Here is an 18,027-nt window from a genome sequence, read left to right as displayed (position 1 = left end):
CAAAATGCGTGTATGGATCGATGCCGACGCCTGTCCGCGGGCGGCGAAGGATCTGGTGGTGAAGTTTGCCCTCAAGCGACAGTACGAAGTGGTGCTGGTGGCCGGGCAGCCGCAGATCAAGCCGGGGCTGGCCATCGTCAAGTTGATCGTGGTGCCGAGCGGCCCGGATGCGGCGGACGATTATCTGGTCGAGCACGCGGTGCCCGGTGAACTGGTGATTTGCAGCGATATTCCGCTGGCCGATCGGCTCGTGAAGAAGGGCGTGGCAGCGCTGGATCCGCGTGGCAAGGAGTTCGACGAGAAGAACATGGGTGACCGGTTGGCAGTACGCAACCTGTTCACCGATCTGCGCGAACAGGGCCAGATGAGCGGCGGCCCTGCGCCATTCGGTGATCGCGAGAAGCAGGCGTTTGCCAATGCGCTGGACCGCATCCTGACTCGCCTTACTCGCAAACCGTGATTCAACGCGGATCCTGTGGTGAGGGGATAAATCCCCTCGCCACAAAAGCTCGGCAGCAAGATCGGGTCAGGCGTCGTTCTCGTGAGTCAATTCAAGCACGCGGTCGACCAGTTTGTTGATCCCCGAAGCCGCTTCGCTGATGTTCTGCGCCAGCATATACGCCGGGGTTGTCACCAGTTTGCGCGCCTTGTCTTCGATGATGTCGGTCACGGCGCAGTCTTCGTGGGTCGCGCCCATCTTGTTCATCGCCGTGGCGGTGTCGGCATCGTTGCCGATGGTGCAGGTTACGCCGGGGCCGTAGATTTTCGCCGCCAGCGCCGGCGAGATGCAGATCAGCCCCACCGGTTTGCCCGCTTCGGCAAATGCCTCGGCCAAGGCCAGCACGTCTGGCTGCACGGTGCAGCCGGCGCCTTCGATGGCGAAGTTCGAGAGGTTCTTCGCCGCGCCAAAACCGCCGGGCACGATCAGCGCATCGAAGTCTTCAACGTCGGCTTCGCGGATGTCCTTGATGTTGCCGCGAGCAATGCGCGCCGATTCCACCAGCACGTTGCGCGACTCGGGCATTTCTTCGCCAGTCAGGTGATTGATCACATGCAATTGCGAGATGTTCGGGGCGAAACACTGCACCTGCGCGCCGCGTTGATCGAGGCGCAGCAGGGTAATGACGCTTTCATGGATCTCGGCGCCGTCGTAAACGCCACTGCCGGACAGGATCACTGCAACTTTTTTGCTCATGGTTTTCTCTCCAGATTCATAGCGCTAAATGTCCACTAATTTATCGCGCGTTGCCATAGGGTTTATGGGGGGCGACCCCTACGGTCAGTCTCAGGACTCACGCCGTCCAATCATCGGACACAGCATGCACGGAGCGCTCTCTACATGGATCGCAACGACGGCGGGGTGTTCATTATTTGGGGCGACTGTTCGACTCGTGCCAGGAAAAGGGCGACGATGAACTGATGATTTCGGGGGACCACACTGCTGTGCGCAGTGTGGGATGGCGAGCGCCGCCCGCCAGCGAGTTACTCGGCTGGTGTCTTGGGTTCGGCGGGATTGGCCAGTTCGGCTTGCTGCAACTGCGCGGCTTTCGCGGCTTGCTCGTCGGCGTAGATCTTCTTCGCCAGACGCGCATTCTTGAAGCGGCGACGCAGCCACAGGCCAACGCCCAATACCAGCAGGGCGCCGAGGACCCACAGTTCGTATTTCTTGATGCTGCCGAGCATGCCTTCGAGCACAGCGCCGAAATGGTAAGCGGCAGCCGCCAGCGCGGTGGCCCAGATGGCTGCGCCGATGCCGTTCAGCAGCAGATAACGCCCCGGCGGATACCCCGACAGGCCGATCGCCACCGGCATCACCGTGCGCAAGCCATAAACGAAGCGGAAGCTCAGGACCCAGATGTCAGGATGCTTACGAATGTGCTCCAGCGCCCGGTCGCCCATCAATTGCCAGCGCGGTTTGCGCGCGAGCAATTTGCGCCCGTGCTTGCGCCCCAGGAAGTACCACAGCTGATCACCGGCATAACTGCCGCAGAACGCCACGACCACCACCAGGTTGATGTCCATGTAACCACGGAACGCGAGAAAACCCGCGAGCACCAGAATGGTTTCGCCTTCGAAGAACGTCCCGAGAAACAGGGCGAAGTAGCCAAAGTCATGCAGAAATTGTTGGAGCATTGTCTGGGTGCTGGCGAAATGAACGCGCAGCCTAACCCTTCGGACACATTCATGAAAGTGTCCAAATGTGTCTCGACGTGAACAATTCCTACACAGACAATGGAATGCGGCTACATGTCACGGGGTACGCATAACTGTCATCTGTTCGTCATAATGGCCGTCTATAACTGTCACGCTCGCCCGTTTGCGCGGGCTCAGGAGTCCGCCGTGAGCTTTACCCCCGCCAATCGTCTGTTCCCTGCAACCCGCCTGCGTCGCAACCGTCGTGATGACTTTTCGCGTCGGCTGGTGCGGGAAAATGTGCTGACGGTCGATGATCTGATCCTGCCGGTGTTCGTGCTCGACGGTGAAAACCGCCGCGAAGCCGTGGCGTCGATGCCGGGCGTAGAGCGGCTGACGATTGATCTGCTGCTTGAAGAAGCTGGCAAATGGGTCGAGCTGGGGATTCCGGCGTTGGCCCTGTTCCCGGTGACGCCACCGGAACTGAAATCCCTCGACGCTGCGCAAGCCTGGAACCCGCAGGGCATTGCCCAGCGCGCAACCCGTGCTCTGCGCGAGCGCTTCCCGGAGCTGGGCGTGATCACCGACGTCGCGCTCGACCCGTTCACCACCCACGGTCAGGACGGCATCCTCGACGAAGACGGCTATGTGCAGAACGACATCACTGTCGATGCGCTGGTCAGGCAAGCACTGTCCCATGCCGAAGCCGGCGCGCAGGTTGTCGCGCCATCGGACATGATGGACGGGCGCATCCAGGCGATTCGTGAAGCGCTGGAAATTGCCGGCCACGTCAACGTACGCATCATGGCCTACTCGGCCAAGTACGCCAGCGCCTATTACGGCCCGTTCCGCGATGCCGTGGGTTCGGCCGCGAACCTCGGCAAGGCGAACAAGGCCTCCTATCAGATGGACCCGGCCAACAGCGACGAAGCGCTGCACGAAGTCGGTGCGGACTTGTCTGAAGGCGCGGACATGGTCATGGTCAAACCGGGCATGCCGTACCTGGACATTCTTTTCCGGGTAAAAGATGCCTTCAAGGTGCCGACGTTCGTCTATCAGGTCAGTGGCGAATACGCCATGCACATGGCGGCGATCCAGAATGGCTGGTTGAGCGAAGCGGTGATTCTCGAATCACTGACCGCCTTTAAACGTGCCGGCGCTGATGGCATCCTGACTTACTTTGCTGTCCGCGCCGCTCAATTGTTACGAGAGCAGAAATAGCCCTCCCAGGAACATTCCATGAATACCGAAGGACTCACTGAAGTTGCCGTAAAAGAAGCTCAGCCGGTGGTCGAACAAATCACCGAAACCCCGCCGGAACTGGAGCCAGCGCCACCCGCGCCGGTCACCGAAACCGCTGCGGCGGTGCCGGCGATCGCCATTCCCGGCCTGGATGACAGCAGCCTGTACATCCACCGTGAGCTCTCGCAATTACAGTTCAATATCCGCGTGCTGGAACAGGCGCTGGACGAGTCCTATCCGTTGCTCGAGCGGCTGAAGTTCCTGCTGATCTTCTCGAGCAACCTCGACGAATTCTTCGAAATTCGCGTCGCCGGTCTCAAGAAGCAAATCACCTTTGCCCGCGAACAGGCCGGTGCCGATGGCTTGCAGCCGCATCAAGCCTTGGCCCGTATCAGCGAATTGGTGCACGGCCATGTCGATCGCCAATACGCGATCCTCAACGACATTCTTTTGCCGGAGCTTGAAAAGCATCAGGTGCGTTTCATCCGTCGCCGTAACTGGACGACCAAGATCAAGACCTGGGTGCGCCGTTATTTCCGCGACGAGATCGCGCCGATCATCACCCCGATCGGCCTCGACCCGACGCACCCGTTCCCGTTGCTGGTGAACAAGAGCCTGAACTTCATCGTCGAGCTGGAAGGCATCGACGCCTTCGGTCGCGATTCCGGTCTGGCGATCATCCCGGCGCCGCGTCTGCTGCCACGGATTATCAAAGTGCCGGAAGAAGTCGGCGGCGCTGGCGACAACTATGTGTTCCTGTCGTCGATGATCCACGCTCACGCCGATGACCTGTTCCAGGGCATGAAGGTCAAGGGCTGCTACCAGTTCCGTCTGACCCGAAACGCTGACCTGGCGCTCGATTCCGAAGACGTCGAAGACTTGGCCCGTGCGCTGCGTGGCGAGCTGTTCTCCCGTCGTTACGGTGATGCGGTGCGTCTTGAGGTTGCCGACACCTGCCCGAAACTGCTTTCGGATTACCTGCTCAAGCAGTTCAACCTGAGCGAGAACGAGCTGTATCAGGTCAACGGCCCGGTCAACCTGACGCGCCTGTTCAGCATCACCGGTCTGGACAGCCATCCGGAGCTGCAATACACGCCGTTCACCCCGCAGATCCCGAAACTGCTGCAGAACAGCGAGAACATTTTCAGTGTGGTCAGCAAGCAGGACATCCTGCTGCTGCACCCATTCGAGTCGTTCACCCCGGTGGTCGACCTGCTGCGCCAAGCGGCGAAAGATCCGCACGTTCTGGCCGTGCGCCAGACCCTGTACCGCTCCGGCGCCAACTCGGAAATCGTCGATGCGCTGGTGGACGCCGCGCGTAACGGCAAGGAAGTGACTGCGGTCATCGAGCTGCGCGCACGCTTCGACGAAGAGTCCAACCTGCAACTGGCCAGCCGTCTGCAAGCGGCCGGTGCGGTGGTGATCTATGGCGTGGTCGGCTTCAAGACCCACGCCAAAATGATGTTGATCCTGCGTCGTGAGCAGGGCGAGATTGTGCGTTACGCGCATTTGGGTACCGGTAACTACCACGCCGGCAACGCCAAGCTCTACACCGACTACAGCTTGCTGACCTCTGACGACGCCTTGTGCGAAGACGTCGGCAAACTGTTCAGTCAGTTGATCGGCATGGGCAAGACGCTGCGCATGAAGAAGCTGCTGCACGCGCCGTTCACCCTGAAAAAGGGAATGCTCGACATGATTGCCCGCGAAACCCAGTTCGCCCTCGAAGGCAAACCGGCGCACATCATTGCCAAGTTCAACTCGCTGACCGATCCGAAGATCATCCGCGCGCTGTACAAGGCCAGCCAGTCCGGTGTGCGCATCGATCTGGTGGTGCGTGGCATGTGCTGCCTGCGTCCGGGCATTACCGGGGTTTCGCACAACATTCATGTGCGCTCGATCATCGGTCGCTTCCTTGAGCACACCCGAGTGTTCTACTTCCTCAATGGCGGCGAGGAGCAGATGTTCCTCTCCAGCGCCGACTGGATGGAGCGCAACCTCGACAAGCGCGTCGAGACTTGCTTCCCGGTGGAAGGCAAGAAGCTGCTGACCCGGGTCAAGAAAGAGCTGGAGCTGTACCTGACCGACAACACCCACAGCTGGAGCCTGCAGTCGGATGGCCGCTACATTCGCAACACGCCAACCGGCAACCAGAACCCGCGCAGTGCGCAGGCAACGTTGCTGGAGCGGTTGGGTAGCCCGATTTTGCCGGTGAGCAGCTGACTTTCAGCCAAATAAAAAGGCGATCCCACGGGATCGCCTTTTTTGTAGCCAAAATCCCCTGTAGGAGCTGTCGAGTGAAACGAGGCTGCGATCTTTTGATCTTAAAACCAAGATCAAAAGATCGCAGCCTGCGGCAGCTCCTACAGGGGGGATTTGCGGTGTGTCAGTGGACGGTTAGGACGATGCCAACCCGCGTCAACCAATCAGCCTCAAGCCCGAAATCCGCCTGAGTCAGCTGATTCTCATCCAGCCAGTCCTGCGGAAATTCCACATCAAGGTTATTGCCGTTGGCATGCAGCACCACCTGCGGCATCGTCTGCGTGCCACGGATGTGGTGGAACAGGATCGCAAAGCGCAGCAGCACGCAGAGGCGGATCAGCTTGTCGCCGTCCTGACCAAAATCGGCAAACTTGTCCTTGGGGATATTGCGGCGATGGCCGCGCACCAGCAGGGCGAGCATCTGCTGGTCTTCGCGGGAGAACCCGGCCAGATCAGAGTGTTCGATCAGATAGGCGCCATGCTTGTGATAGTGGTAGTGAGCGATGTCGAGGCCGACTTCGTGCACTTTCGCTGCCCAGCCCAGCAGTTCGCGCCAGATGCCGTCATCCAGCTGCCAGTCCACGGCAACCTGATCGAAGGCATGCAGGGCTTTGCGTTCGACCCGCGCCGCTTGTTCGACATCGACGTGATAACGCTCCATCAACGAAGTCAGGGTGCGTTCGCGCACGTCTTCGTGATGATGACGGCCGAGCAGGTCGTAAAGCACGCCTTCACGCAGCGCGCCTTCGCAGTGATCCATGCGTTGCAATTCGAGGGCGTCGAAGATCGCTTCGAGAATTGCCAGACCCGCCGGGAAAATCGCCCGACGGTCGGGCTTGATACCATCGAAATCGATTTTGTCGACATCGCCAAGCTTGAACAGTCGGCGTTTGAGCCAGGCCAAACCTTCGGCGTTCACTTCGCCAGTGCCGTGACCTCCGGCCTTCAGTGCCAGACCGATGGCACGGATGGTGCCCGAGGAGCCGATGGCTTCATCCCAGGTCAGGCGGTGCAGGGCGTGTTCGATGCTCATGATCTCCAGCCGTGCCGCGGTGTACGCCTGGGCGTAACGGGCCGGGGTGATCTTGCCGTCCTTGAAGTAGCGCTGGGTGAAGCTGACGCAGCCCATTTGCAGGCTTTCGCGCAGCAACGGCTCGAAGCGCTGGCCAATGATGAATTCGGTACTGCCGCCGCCAATGTCGGCGACCAGACGCTTGCCCGGGGTGTCGGCGAGGGTGTGCGACACGCCCAGGTAAATCAGGCGCGCCTCTTCACGGCCGGAGATGACTTCCACCGGGTGACCGAGGATTTCTTCGGCGCGGCGGATGAATTCGCCACGGTTGCGCGCTTCACGCAGGGCGTTGGTGCCGACGATGCGCACGGCGCCCAGCGGCATACCGTTGATCAGTTGGGCAAAGCGCTTGAGGCAATCGAGGCCACGTTGCATCGATTCTTCGTTGAGCTGGCGCTGATCGTCGATGCCGGCGGCCAGCTGCACTTTCTCGCCGAGGCGCTCGAGAATGCGTATTTCGCCATTCTGGGCCTTGGCCACGACCATGTGAAAGCTGTTCGAGCCCAGGTCGATTGCGGCGATCAGGGACAGATTCTTGGCTTTGGATTGCGGCATGATCAGGGGGTCTCGGTCGATAACCCCGACATCGTGCCACGATCAACGGCTGACGCCAACGCGCACGGTTCAAACCCTTGATCTGACACAGGAATGCGGGTGACCGCTGCGCGGTCAATCGCGGGCAAGCCCGCTCCCACAGGTTTTTGCGTCGAATGCACAATCCTGTTCCTACATAGAACCCTGTGGGAGCGGGCTTGCCCGCGATGAGGCCTTTAAAGCCCCTGCATCTCTTTTTCAGGCCACCGCTTCAACCGTCCCAATGAAATTCGCCAGCTCCGCCGTCTGCGGATTGGCGAACAGCACTTTCGGATCCCCGACCTCATGCACCTTGCCATGGTGCATGAACACCAGTTTGTCGCCGACCTCACGGGCAAAGCGCATCTCGTGGGTGACCATGATCAGCGTCATGCCTTCTTTGGCCAGTTGCCGAACCACGGCGAGCACTTCGTTGACCAGCTCCGGGTCCAGTGCCGAAGTGATCTCGTCACACAACAGCACTTTCGGCGACATCGCCAACGCCCTGGCAATCGCCACGCGTTGCTGTTGCCCGCCGGACAGCCGATCCGGGAAGGCATCAAATTTTTCGCCCAGGCCGACGCGCTCCAGCATCTCGCGTGCCAGCTCGACAGCCTTGGCCTTCGGCACTTTCTGCACCACTTGCGGCGCGAGCATCACGTTTTCGCCAACGGTCAGGTGCGGGAACAGGTTGAACTGCTGGAACACCATGCCGACTTTCTGCCGCAAGCTGCGCAGGTCGGCGCGGGCGGCGTCGAGGTATTCGCCATCGACTTCAATCACGCCGTCATTGATCGACTCCAGGCCGTTAAGTGTACGCAGCAAGGTCGATTTGCCCGAGCCGCTGCGGCCGATGATCGCCACCACCTGGCCTTCCTCGACGCTGAGGTCGATGCCTTTGAGGACGTGGTGATCGCCGTAGTATTTATGCAGGGCGGAAATTCTAAGCAGAGGCATGCAGTCTCCTTTCCAGGTAGCGCGCACTGAGGGACAAGGGGTAGCAGAGCAGGAAATAGCCGAGGGCAACGAGGCCGTAGACCATGAACGGTTCGAACGTGGCGTTGGCGAGCATGCCGCCGGTCTTGGTCAGTTCGGTAAAGCCGATGATCGAGGTCACTGCGGTGCCTTTAACCACTTGCACCGAGAAACCCACGGTCGGCGCCACGGCAATGCGCAGCGCTTGCGGCAGGATCACGTAGCGCAATTGCTCCAGCGGATTGAGCGCCAGGCTCGACGACGCTTCCCACTGGCCATTGGGAATGGCTTCGACGCAACCGCGCCAGATCTCCGCCAGATAGGCGCTGGTGAACAAGGTCAGGGCCACTGCCGCCGCCATCCACGGCGAAATCTCGATCCCGGCCAGCGCCACGCCGAAGAACACCAGAAACAGCTGCATCAACAGCGGTGTGCCCTGGAACAGCTCGATCCAGGTGCGGGCGATACTGCTCGAAAAGGTATTTTTCGAGATGCGCATGATCAGGATCAGCAGCCCGACGATGCCGCCGCCAATAAACGCCACCAGCGACAATGCCAGCGTCCATTGCAGACCGGTGAGCAGGTTGCGCAGGATGTCCCAGAACGTGAAGTCGCTCATTGGCTGCTCCTGGATATGTAGCGACGGCCGAGCCAATTGAGCAATTGGCGGATCAGCAGCGCCATGCACAGGTAGATCAACGTGGTCAGTGCGTAGGTTTCAAATGCGCGGAAGTTGCGCGACTGAATGAAGTTGGCGGCAAAGCTCAGCTCCTCGGTGGCGATTTGCGAACACACCGCCGAGCCGAGCATGACGATGATGATCTGACTGCTCAGGGCCGGCCAGACTTTGCCCAGCGCCGGCAGCAGCACCACGTGGCGGAACGCTTCGAAGCGCGTCATCGCCAGTGCCGCTGCGGCTTCCAGTTGCCCGCGCGGAATCGCCTGAATGCCGGCGCGGATGATCTCGGTCGAATACGCCCCGAGGTTGATCACCATCGCCAACACGGCTGCTTGCCACTCTGAAATCTGTACACCGAGGGATGGCAGGCCGAAGAAGATGAAAAACAACTGCACCAGAAACGGCGTGTTGCGGATCAACTCGACATAGACGCCGAAAATCGCCGAGAACGGACGGATGTTCCACGCCCGCACCAGCGCCCCGACAATGCCCACGCTCACCCCGAGCAGCGCGCCGATGGCCGTCAGCTCAAGGGTGAACAGCGCGCCGCGTAGCAGCAGGTCGGTGTTTTCCACCACCGGCATGAAATCGAACTGATAAGCCATGAGGTTCTCCCGCGCAGTCGATCAGAGATCGGCCGGCAGCGGCTCTTTCAGCCAGGTCTGCGAGTTCTTTTCCAGCGCGCCATCAGTTTTGGCGGTGTTGAGGATGTCGTTGACCTTGGCCAACAGCGCCGCTTCGTTCTTGTTCACGCCAACGTAGACCGGCGAGTCCTTGAGTTTCACTTTCAGCGCCGGCACGCGTTTCGGGTTCTTTTCGCTGATCGCGACCATTACCACGTTACCGCTGGCGATCAGGTCGACCTGGCCTGCGAGGTAGGCGGCGATGGTCGAGTTGTTGTCTTCGAAGCGCTTGATGGTCACGCCTTCAGGGGCGACTTTGCTCAGTTCGATGTCTTCGATGGCGCCACGGGTGACGCTGATGGTTTTGCCCTTGAGGTCGTCGAGGTTGGTGATCGCCGCGTCGGGTGGGCCGAACACGGCGAGGTAGAACGGTGCGTAGGCACGAGAGAAGTCGATGACTTTCTCGCGTTCCGGGTTCTTGCCCAGGCTGGATATCACCAGATCAACCTTGCCGGTGGTCAGAAAGGGGATGCGGTTGGTGCTGTTGACCGGGGTCAGTTCGAGTTTGACCTTGAGCTGATCGGCCAGCAGTTTCGCCGTGTCGATGTCCAGGCCGCGGGGTTTCATGTCCGGGCCGACCGAGCCGAACGGCGGGAAGTCCTGCGGCACGGCGACTTTGAGCGTGCCGCGTTTGACCACGTCGTCGAGACCGTCGGCGTGAGCGGGCGCCTGGCACAACATCAGGCCGGCAAACAGGGAAGCGAGGAGGGCGCTGTAACGCAGGGTCATGGACAATCTCCGGATCGGCGGGAAGTATTTTCTGCGATCGGACAGAGCATGGGCCGTGCCAATACGCAGCTTTCGCCCCGGCGCGCCGCGGTTTCAGCGGGTTTGTTCGGTCTTACTGGTCTGAACAGTCAGATTGTTTTTCGCACTGCGATAGCGCATCGGCCACGTTTGCCGAACCCCGCTGGGGCACGACTTGCCGGACTCGGCGAATAGCTTTACAACTAGCCGCACATTGGCCTGGCACGTCTGAAAACCATGAACTCGATCTCCCGCGCCGTACCCGAAGTGGCGCTGCAAGCGATCCGCAAACTGATCACCGAACAGGGCTTCGGCCCGGGCGATGCCTTGCCGTCGCAACGTGATCTGGCGCTGCAACTGGGCGTCAGCCGGGCGTCGTTGCGTGAGGCGCTGTCATCGTTGAGTGCGCTGGGTCTGGTCAGCATTCAGCCGGGCAAGGGTGTGTTCGTGCAGTCGCCGGTAGAGTTGTCGCGTGGGGAGAGTGCCGGGAGCTGGCCATTCGCGGCGCAGGCCTCGCCGCTGGATATCTTTCAATTACGCTATGCGCTTGAAGGCTTTGCGGCGGGGCTGGCGGCGGTGACGTTGAGCACATCTGATCTGGATGCACTGGAAGACAATGTCGCCGCCATGCGTGAGCAATTGCGATGTGGCGACTTCGAAGCCGCGGCGAAGCTGGATTTCGAATTTCACCGACGAATCCTGCTGGCCAGCGGTAATCAGGCGATGCTGAGCATCCTTACCGCCAGCGCCGAGATCTTTCTGGAGAGTCAGAAACTACCGTTCATCCGTGCCGAACGCGCCATGGAAACCTGGCAGGAACACCGCAAGATCCTTCGTGCACTGGCCCGCCGTGCCTCGGGTGCAGCGCAAAAAGCCATGCAGGAGCACGTGCGCAACGCCGCCCTGCGCACCGGAATCGCCTTCATTGCTCCCGCCAGCGCCTGACTTGAGCTATACCCAAACTCATGAGGCACCATAGCAAGACTCAATCATCTGCGGCTTCCTGAACCGGAGCGGGGCGGATATGATGGGCCACGTTTTTTTGCTTACAACCTGGAGAATTCCATGAGCAGCGATCTTATCAAACACGTTAGCGACGCTAGCTTCGAAGCCGACGTACTCAAGGCCGAAGGCGCTGTACTGGTCGACTACTGGGCTGAATGGTGCGGCCCTTGCAAAATGATCGCTCCGGTTCTGGACGAAATTGCCGAGACTTACAAAGGCAAGCTGACCGTTGCCAAACTGAACATCGACGAGAACCAGGAAACCCCCGCCAAGCACGGCGTGCGTGGTATCCCGACACTGATGCTGTTCAAGAACGGCAACGTTGAAGCGACTAAAGTCGGCGCCCTGTCGAAGTCGCAACTGGCTGCTTTCCTCGACGCCAACATCTAAGCGTCGCAGTAAAGTGCCTGAAAAAAAGCCCCGCAATTAGCGGGGCTTTTTGCGTATTCAGGGCTAGACGCTCCGAAACTCAGGTGGTACATTCGGCCCCGCACTGGTTTCTCCATTGCCCCCTGCTAGCCGTCGCCGACGCACTCCTTTTCGAATAAGTACGCGATCCTGTCGCCTTCTCTGCGGCGCGGCCTCATTAAGCCAAAAGCTTAATTTCCCCCCCTCCATAAATGATTACGTCATTCCTATATGAATCTGACTGAACTCAAGCAAAAGCCGATTACCGACCTGCTCCAACTGGCCGAAGAAATGGGCATAGAAAATATGGCCCGTTCGCGCAAGCAGGACGTGATTTTCTCCCTGCTGAAAAAGCACGCTAAAAGCGGCGAGGAAATCTCCGGTGATGGCGTGCTGGAGATTCTCCAGGACGGCTTCGGCTTCCTGCGCTCCGCTGACGCTTCCTACCTCGCCGGCCCAGACGATATCTATGTCTCGCCGAGCCAGATCCGCCGCTTCAACTTGCGCACCGGTGACACCATCGTTGGCAAGATTCGCCCTCCGAAGGAAGGCGAGCGGTATTTCGCTCTGCTCAAGGTCGACACGATCAACTTCGATCGCCCGGAGAACGCGAAAAACAAGATTCTCTTCGAGAACCTGACCCCGCTGTTCCCGACCGTGCGCATGAAGATGGAAGCCGGCAACGGTTCCACCGAAGACTTGACCGGTCGTGTGATCGACCTGTGCGCTCCGATCGGCAAAGGCCAGCGCGGTCTGATCGTTGCACCGCCGAAAGCCGGTAAAACGATCATGCTGCAAAACATCGCAGCGAACATCGCCCGTAACAACCCTGAAGTTCACCTGATCGTATTGCTGATCGACGAACGTCCGGAAGAAGTAACCGAAATGCAGCGCACCGTGCGCGGCGAAGTGGTTGCCTCGACCTTCGACGAGCCGCCGACCCGTCACGTCCAGGTAGCCGAAATGGTGATCGAGAAGGCCAAGCGCCTGGTCGAGCACAAGAAAGACGTGGTGATCCTGCTTGACTCCATCACCCGTCTGGCCCGTGCCTACAACACCGTGATCCCGAGCTCCGGCAAGGTATTGACCGGTGGTGTCGATGCTCACGCCCTCGAGAAGCCAAAGCGTTTCTTCGGTGCTGCGCGCAACATCGAAGAGGGCGGCTCGCTGACCATTATCGCCACCGCGCTGGTTGAAACCGGCTCGAAGATGGACGAAGTGATCTACGAAGAGTTCAAGGGTACCGGCAACATGGAGCTGCCTCTGGATCGCAAGATCGCCGAGAAGCGTGTGTTCCCTGCGATCAACATCAACCGTTCCGGCACCCGCCGCGAAGAGTTGCTGACCGCCGACGACGAACTGCAGCGTATGTGGATTCTGCGCAAGCTGCTGCACCCGATGGACGAGGTGGCAGCCATCGAGTTCTTGATCGACAAGCTGAAAACGACCAAGACCAACGACGAGTTCTTCTTGTCGATGAAGCGCAAGTAATACCAGCGCTGTTCAAAAGAACGCCCCGAAAGGGGCGTTTTTTTTTGCGCGAAATTATTTGTGTATGGATTGAAATGAACGCTGCTGATAACTTTCGCGCCTTCAGGGACTTTGTATCCAAAAGAAGAAAGGTTTTTCATGCATACGTTTGGCAATCGCCGTGATATCGACGGATTACGAGCACTGGCGGTCATTCCCGTCCTGTTGTTTCATTTCGGTTTCAATACATTCAGTGGCGGCTTTGTCGGCGTTGACGTCTTTTTCGTCATTTCCGGTTTCCTGATAACCACCATTCTGTTCCGTGAAATCAGTGCGCAGCGTTTCAGCTTCCTTGATTTTTGGGGCCGCCGAGCCCGTCGCATCCTGCCAGCCTTGACGGTGGTGGTCGTGGTAACGCTGGCGCTGGGCTGGCTGTTGCTGACGGCAAAAGACCTTTCCGAACTCGGGCGCACGATTCGTTACCAGTCGTTGTTCATCTCCAACATCCTGTTCATGCGTGAAGACGGCTACTTTGCGCCGGCGTCGGAGCTCAAACCGCTGCTGCATACCTGGTCGCTGGCGGTGGAAGAGCAGTACTACATCTTCTTCCCGCTGATGATGGTGTTGCTGATGCGCTATGTCCGGCACTGGCGCTGGATGCTGTTCGCCGTGCTGCTGGTGTCGTTCGGCCTGAACATCGTCTATATCGAGCGCAGGCCCGAATTCGCGTTTTTCTCGCTGCCGACCCGCGCTTGGGAATTGCTCTGCGGCGCCATGCTGGCGGTGGTGCCTGCGCCGAAGCAGGCCCCAAGCGCATGGCTTCGGCAGTCTGTCGGCCTGGCCGGATTGGCTGCGGTACTGGTGGCGATTTTCACCTTTGACCGGTCCACGGTGTTCCCGGGCTGGGCAGCATTGCTCCCGGTATTGGGCACGACGGCGCTGATCTGGTCGGGTGCGCAGGGCGCGACGTGGACCAGCCGGCTGTTGAGTCTGCAAGCCCTGGTGTGGATCGGCCTGCTGTCCTATTCGCTTTATCTCTGGCATTGGCCGGTCTATGTGTATGCCAATGCGATCTCGATCGACGGCATCCAGCCTCTGGAGGCGCTGGGCTGGATGGCCCTGGCGCTGGGCCTGGCATGGCTGAGCCTGCGCTATGTCGAACTGCCGTTTCGGGAAAAGCGGATTTTCGCCAGCCGTAACTCGGTGTTGGTCGGCGGTCTGGTATCGATCACCGTTCTGGCGATCACCGGCTCGGCCATTCGCTCGGCAGACGGTGTTCCCCAGCGTCTGAGCGGCAAGGCGCTGGAGTACGCTCAATCCCGGGAGTGGAACGCCGGGCAGTCGAAATGCATGCACTTGAGCACAGACAAGGCGCTGACCAAGTCCTGTCTGGTGGGCGGAGATCCGGAGAGTGGCGCCACAAAACTGTTCTGGGGCGACAGCCACGCCGCCGCATTGTTGCCGGCCATCGAAGGCAACACCGGTCGTAATGTCCAGCCGGCGTGGCTGTACAGCTTGACGGGTTGCCCGCCGATTATCGAAGACAGGCTGCGCCAGCAGTGCAAAGACTTCAATAAGCGCAACATGGAGCGCGTCATCAGTCTGGGGATCAAGGACGTGGTGCTGGCAGCAAACTGGAGCCTGTACGTTTATGGTCGCGAGGATGGCGACGGCGACAGGCAGTTCCTGCTTGATCGCAAAGACAACCCGCGCCAGGCAGAGCAGCGCATGGCCGCCGGCATCAAGGCACAAGTGGCCGAACTGCGCCAGGCGGGCGTGCAAGTCTGGTTGTTCAAGGAAGTGCCGTTGCAACACAAGAGCTTCATCGACCGCTTGACCAGTCTGGCGCGAATCGGCCGCTCGGCAGAGGGCCTCGGTCGCCCGCTGCAGGAACACTTGGCTCGTCAGCAGTTTTTCACGTCACTGTTCAGCTCGATGAGCGCCGCCGATTCGGGCGTGCATGTTATCGACCCGACGCCGCTGATGTGCAAGGACGGGCTGTGTGCCATCGATGTCGATGGTCACTCCCAGTACAAGGATGCGGATCATCTTTCGGACGTGGGCAGCGCCAGACTGAGCCCGTTGTTTGCGCCGCTGCTGCTGGGTACGAGCCACAATTGAGCGATGCCGGGCGCTGACGGGCTGCTGTTTGCCCGTCAGAGCAGGTAGGATGTACGCCTATTTTGAGGGTGCCATCGTCAATGAAATTCAAGGATCTTCGGGATTTCGTGCAGCAGCTTGAGCAGCGCGGAGAGTTGAAACGCATCCAGATTCCCGTCTCGCCGGTGCTGGAGATGACTGAGGTGTGCGACCGCACGCTGCGGGCCAAAGGCCCGGCGCTGCTGTTCGAGAAGCCGACGGGCTACGACATCCCGGTGCTCGGCAACCTGTTCGGCACCGCCGAGCGGGTGGCCATGGGCATGGGCGCCGAGTCGGTCAGCGAACTGCGCGAGATCGGCAAGCTGCTGGCTTTCCTCAAGGAGCCGGAACCGCCGAAGGGCTTGAAAGACGCGTGGGCGAAACTGCCGATCTTCCGCAAGATCATTGCCATGGCACCGAAAGTCGTCAAAGACGCGGTGTGCCAGGAAGTGGTCATCGAAGGTGATGACGTCGACCTCGCCATGTTGCCGGTGCAGACCTGCTGGCCCGGCGACGTCGGCCCGCTGATCACCTGGGGTCTGACCGTCACCAAAGGCCCGAACAAGGATCGTCAGAACCTCGGTATCTACCGTCAGCAAGTGATCGGCCGCAACAAAGTCATCATGCGCTGGCTCAGCCACCGTGGCGGCGCTCTGGATTTTCGCGAGTGGTGCGAGAAGCATCCAGGCCAGCCGTTCCCGGTATCCGTGGCCCTTGGCGCCGATCCGGCGACCATCCTCGGCGCCGTGACGCCAGTGCCGGACAGCCTCTCCGAGTACGCTTTCGCCGGTCTCTTGCGCGGCAACCGCACCGAACTGGTCAAGTGCCGAGGCAACGACCTGCAAGTGCCGGCCACTGCCGAAATCATCCTCGAAGGCGTGATTCATCCGGGCGAAATGGCCGATGAAGGCCCGTACGGCGACCACACCGGTTATTACAACGAAGTCGACAGCTTCCCGGTGTTCACCGTCGAGCGCATCACCCACCGGATCAAACCGATCTACCACAGCACTTACACCGGCCGTCCGCCGGATGAGCCGGCGATTCTCGGCGTGGCCCTGAACGAAGTGTTCGTGCCGATCCTGCAGAAGCAGTTTCCGGAAATCACCGACTTCTACCTGCCGCCGGAAGGCTGCTCGTACCGTATGGCCATCGTGACCATGAAGAAGTCGTATCCGGGCCACGCCAAGCGCGTGATGCTGGGTGTCTGGTCGTTTTTGCGACAGTTCATGTACACCAAGTTCGTTATTGTCTGTGACGACGATATCAACGCCCGCGATTGGAACGACGTGATCTGGGCTATCACCACGCGCATGGACCCCAAGCGCGACACGGTGATGATCGATAACACGCCGATCGACTACCTCGACTTCGCCTCGCCGGTCTCCGGCCTGGGGTCGAAAATGGGCCTCGATGCCACCCACAAGTGGCCGGGCGAAACCACTCGCGAGTGGGGCCGCGTGATCGTCAAGGACGACGCCGTCACCCAGCGGATCGATGCCATCTGGAATCAGTTAGGAATAGATTGATGCGTGTAACCCTGCAGCCCTCCGGAGCGGTACTTGAGATACGGCCCGGTGAGCGGATTCTCGATGGTGCACGGCGCCTGGGCTTCGACTGCCCGCAAAGCTGCCGCAATGGCAACTGCCACGTGTGTGCGGCGTTGCTGGTGGAAGGCCGGGTTGAGCAGGCCGGCACGGTGCGCGACCACGGCGAGTTCTACACTTGCATAGCCGAGCCGCTGGAAGACTGCATCGTGCTGTGGGATGGCGTGCTCGCGCTGGGAGAACTGCCTGTGCGCAGCCTTTCGTGTCAGGTCATCGAATGCCGGGACGTCGGCGGCGACACCTGGCGTGTGCGTCTGCGCGCGCCGGCCGGCAAGCCACCGCGCTATCACGCCGGGCAATATTTGATGATCGAGCGCGAGAGCGGCGAGAAGTCAGCGTTCTCCATGGCCTCGGCACCGCACGGTGGGCGCGACCTGGAAATCCACGTGCTGGCGCGCGAAGCCAGTGCGTTGAGCCTGATCGAACAGCTGCAACGCAACGCAATGGTGCGCGTCGAACTGCCATTCGGTGACACTCACCTCGCCGAGCTGCCGGACGGGCCACTGGTGCTGGTTGCCGCTGGCACTGGCATGGGCCAGATCCACAGCCTGATCGAACATTGCCGCGCCAACGGCTTCAAACACCCGGTGCATCTGTACTGGGGCGTGCGGCGTCCGGAAGATTTCTATGAGATCGAACATTGGGACGAATGGCTGAAGCTGCCCAATCTGTTCCTGCACAAAGTCGTCAGCGACCAATGTGGCTGGGAAGGCCGCTGCGGGATGCTGCACGAGGCGGTCGGTGAAGACTTTCCTGATCTGAAGCCACTGCACGTCTACGCCAGCGGCTCGCCGGCCATGGTCTACGGCACGCTGGACGCGCTGGTCGAAGCGGGGATGGATGCTCATCAAATGCGCGCCGATGTGTTCGCGTATGCCCCGCGTGGCTAATCGTTATAACTCTCTATATAGCCGATCGGTATTTATCTAAATAGGTAAATACCGCTAGGTTATATATCAATCGGGCAATCTTTTAAGAAGTGTGCCATGGCACCTAAATTGCCTTAAAACATATGTGCCTTATTGTTACAGC

16 protein-coding genes and 1 pseudogene are annotated in these 18,027 nt (G+C 60.0%); 10 read left to right on the top strand and 7 right to left on the bottom strand.

The window, feature by feature from the left end; genetic code table 11:
• Positions 1-4 precede the first annotated feature (4 nt).
• Positions 5-460: a YaiI/YqxD family protein gene (locus ACA061_RS25965; RefSeq protein WP_150604779.1), complete on the top strand. Its 456-nt coding sequence runs from the start codon at positions 5-7 to the stop codon at positions 458-460.
• A 66-nt stretch (positions 461-526) separates the two neighbouring features.
• On the opposite strand, the gene elbB is transcribed toward ACA061_RS25965, so the two are convergent.
• Positions 527-1,195 carry an isoprenoid biosynthesis glyoxalase ElbB gene (gene elbB / locus ACA061_RS25960; RefSeq protein WP_042561688.1) on the bottom strand — a complete coding sequence of 223 codons (669 nt, stop codon included), beginning with the start codon at positions 1,193-1,195 and terminating at the stop codon, positions 527-529.
• A 96-nt stretch (positions 1,196-1,291) separates the two neighbouring features.
• On the opposite strand from elbB, the pseudogene ACA061_RS25955 reads away from it, so the two are divergent.
• A pseudogene (locus ACA061_RS25955) lies at positions 1,292-1,452 on the top strand (sterol desaturase family protein); the annotation flags it as partial.
• A gap of 30 nt (positions 1,453-1,482) precedes the next feature.
• Here the strand turns inward: ACA061_RS25955 and ACA061_RS25950 are convergent.
• Positions 1,483-2,133, bottom strand: coding sequence for a DedA family protein (locus ACA061_RS25950; protein ID WP_150616821.1), 651 nt, complete (start codon positions 2,131-2,133; stop codon positions 1,483-1,485).
• 207 nt (positions 2,134-2,340) lie between these two features.
• Here ACA061_RS25950 and hemB point away from each other — a divergent pair, with 207 nt between their 5' ends.
• Both hemB and ppk1 read left to right on the top strand, forming a co-directional pair.
• Positions 2,341-3,354 carry a porphobilinogen synthase gene (gene hemB / locus ACA061_RS25945; RefSeq protein WP_150604777.1) on the top strand — a complete coding sequence of 338 codons (1,014 nt, stop codon included), beginning with the start codon at positions 2,341-2,343 and terminating at the stop codon, positions 3,352-3,354.
• Between the two features lie 18 nt (positions 3,355-3,372).
• Positions 3,373-5,598: a polyphosphate kinase 1 gene (gene ppk1, locus ACA061_RS25940; protein ID WP_150604776.1), complete on the top strand. Its 2,226-nt coding sequence runs from the start codon at positions 3,373-3,375 to the stop codon at positions 5,596-5,598.
• A 163-nt stretch (positions 5,599-5,761) separates the two neighbouring features.
• Here the strand turns inward: ppk1 and ppx are convergent, their stop codons facing one another.
• From ppx to ACA061_RS25915, 5 genes are all read right to left on the bottom strand, one after another.
• Positions 5,762-7,264 (bottom strand): exopolyphosphatase, encoded by a 1,503-nt coding sequence (ppx, locus tag ACA061_RS25935; RefSeq protein ID WP_150616820.1) that lies wholly within the window; start codon positions 7,262-7,264, stop codon positions 5,762-5,764.
• Between the two features lie 237 nt (positions 7,265-7,501).
• On the bottom strand, positions 7,502-8,239 hold the full coding sequence (locus ACA061_RS25930) for an amino acid ABC transporter ATP-binding protein (RefSeq protein WP_150604774.1): 738 nt from the start codon (positions 8,237-8,239) through the stop codon (positions 7,502-7,504).
• Positions 8,226-8,876, bottom strand: a complete 651-nt coding sequence (locus ACA061_RS25925) for an amino acid ABC transporter permease (protein ID WP_497300270.1) — start codon at positions 8,874-8,876, stop codon at positions 8,226-8,228. The genes ACA061_RS25930 and ACA061_RS25925 overlap by 14 nt, the downstream gene beginning before the upstream one ends.
• Positions 8,873-9,541, bottom strand: a complete 669-nt coding sequence (locus ACA061_RS25920; RefSeq protein WP_047304094.1) for an amino acid ABC transporter permease — start codon at positions 9,539-9,541, stop codon at positions 8,873-8,875. Before ACA061_RS25920 ends, ACA061_RS25925 begins: the two co-directional genes overlap by 4 nt.
• 21 nt (positions 9,542-9,562) lie before the next feature.
• Complete coding sequence (locus ACA061_RS25915) at positions 9,563-10,348, bottom strand: transporter substrate-binding domain-containing protein (protein ID WP_210700650.1); 786 nt, start codon at positions 10,346-10,348, stop codon at positions 9,563-9,565.
• Positions 10,349-10,603: 255 nt separating this feature from the next.
• Here ACA061_RS25915 and ACA061_RS25910 point away from each other — a divergent pair, with 255 nt between their 5' ends.
• The 6 genes from ACA061_RS25910 (at position 10,604) to ACA061_RS25885 (ending at position 17,885) form a co-directional block, all read left to right on the top strand.
• Positions 10,604-11,311 carry a FadR/GntR family transcriptional regulator gene (locus tag ACA061_RS25910; protein WP_210553407.1) on the top strand — a complete coding sequence of 236 codons (708 nt, stop codon included), beginning with the start codon at positions 10,604-10,606 and terminating at the stop codon, positions 11,309-11,311.
• 120 nt (positions 11,312-11,431) lie between these two features.
• Positions 11,432-11,761: a thioredoxin TrxA gene (gene trxA / locus ACA061_RS25905; protein ID WP_003206727.1), complete on the top strand. Its 330-nt coding sequence runs from the start codon at positions 11,432-11,434 to the stop codon at positions 11,759-11,761.
• Between the two features lie 249 nt (positions 11,762-12,010).
• Positions 12,011-13,270, top strand: coding sequence for a transcription termination factor Rho (gene rho / locus ACA061_RS25900; protein ID WP_150604770.1), 1,260 nt, complete (start codon positions 12,011-12,013; stop codon positions 13,268-13,270).
• Positions 13,271-13,408: 138 nt separating this feature from the next.
• Positions 13,409-15,370: an acyltransferase family protein gene (locus tag ACA061_RS25895; protein WP_210553408.1), complete on the top strand. Its 1,962-nt coding sequence runs from the start codon at positions 13,409-13,411 to the stop codon at positions 15,368-15,370.
• Positions 15,371-15,450: 80 nt separating this feature from the next.
• Entirely contained in the window at positions 15,451-16,917 is a 1,467-nt protein-coding gene (gene ubiD / locus ACA061_RS25890; protein ID WP_497300269.1) for a 4-hydroxy-3-polyprenylbenzoate decarboxylase, read from the top strand.
• On the top strand, positions 16,917-17,885 hold the full coding sequence (locus ACA061_RS25885; protein WP_497300268.1) for a CDP-6-deoxy-delta-3,4-glucoseen reductase: 969 nt from the start codon (positions 16,917-16,919) through the stop codon (positions 17,883-17,885). The genes ubiD and ACA061_RS25885 overlap by 1 nt, the downstream gene beginning before the upstream one ends.
• The last annotated feature ends 142 nt before the right edge of the window (positions 17,886-18,027 follow it).

Source organism: Pseudomonas sp. LBUM1668 (assembly GCF_059695715.1).
The sequence above is the reverse complement of the archived record's forward strand: the minus strand, read 5'-3'. Positions and strand labels throughout refer to the sequence as shown.

Coding starts and splice junctions, on each gene's coding strand:
- ACA061_RS25910 (WP_210553407.1), top strand. CDS start 10,604: ATGAACTCGATCTCCCGCGCCGTACCCGAAGTGGCGCTGCAAGCGATC.
- rho (WP_150604770.1), top strand. CDS start 12,011: ATGAATCTGACTGAACTCAAGCAAAAGCCGATTACCGACCTGCTCCAA.
- ACA061_RS25965 (WP_150604779.1), top strand. CDS start 5: ATGCGTGTATGGATCGATGCCGACGCCTGTCCGCGGGCGGCGAAGGAT.
- ACA061_RS25950 (WP_150616821.1), bottom strand. CDS start 2,133: ATGCTCCAACAATTTCTGCATGACTTTGGCTACTTCGCCCTGTTTCTC.
- ACA061_RS25915 (WP_210700650.1), bottom strand. CDS start 10,348: ATGACCCTGCGTTACAGCGCCCTCCTCGCTTCCCTGTTTGCCGGCCTG.
- ACA061_RS25895 (WP_210553408.1), top strand. CDS start 13,409: ATGCATACGTTTGGCAATCGCCGTGATATCGACGGATTACGAGCACTG.
- ACA061_RS25920 (WP_047304094.1), bottom strand. CDS start 9,541: ATGGCTTATCAGTTCGATTTCATGCCGGTGGTGGAAAACACCGACCTG.
- ACA061_RS25885 (WP_497300268.1), top strand. CDS start 16,917: ATGCGTGTAACCCTGCAGCCCTCCGGAGCGGTACTTGAGATACGGCCC.
- elbB (WP_042561688.1), bottom strand. CDS start 1,195: ATGAGCAAAAAAGTTGCAGTGATCCTGTCCGGCAGTGGCGTTTACGAC.
- ACA061_RS25925 (WP_497300270.1), bottom strand. CDS start 8,876: ATGAGCGACTTCACGTTCTGGGACATCCTGCGCAACCTGCTCACCGGT.
- trxA (WP_003206727.1), top strand. CDS start 11,432: ATGAGCAGCGATCTTATCAAACACGTTAGCGACGCTAGCTTCGAAGCC.
- ppk1 (WP_150604776.1), top strand. CDS start 3,373: ATGAATACCGAAGGACTCACTGAAGTTGCCGTAAAAGAAGCTCAGCCG.
- ubiD (WP_497300269.1), top strand. CDS start 15,451: ATGAAATTCAAGGATCTTCGGGATTTCGTGCAGCAGCTTGAGCAGCGC.
- ppx (WP_150616820.1), bottom strand. CDS start 7,264: ATGCCGCAATCCAAAGCCAAGAATCTGTCCCTGATCGCCGCAATCGAC.
- ACA061_RS25930 (WP_150604774.1), bottom strand. CDS start 8,239: ATGCCTCTGCTTAGAATTTCCGCCCTGCATAAATACTACGGCGATCAC.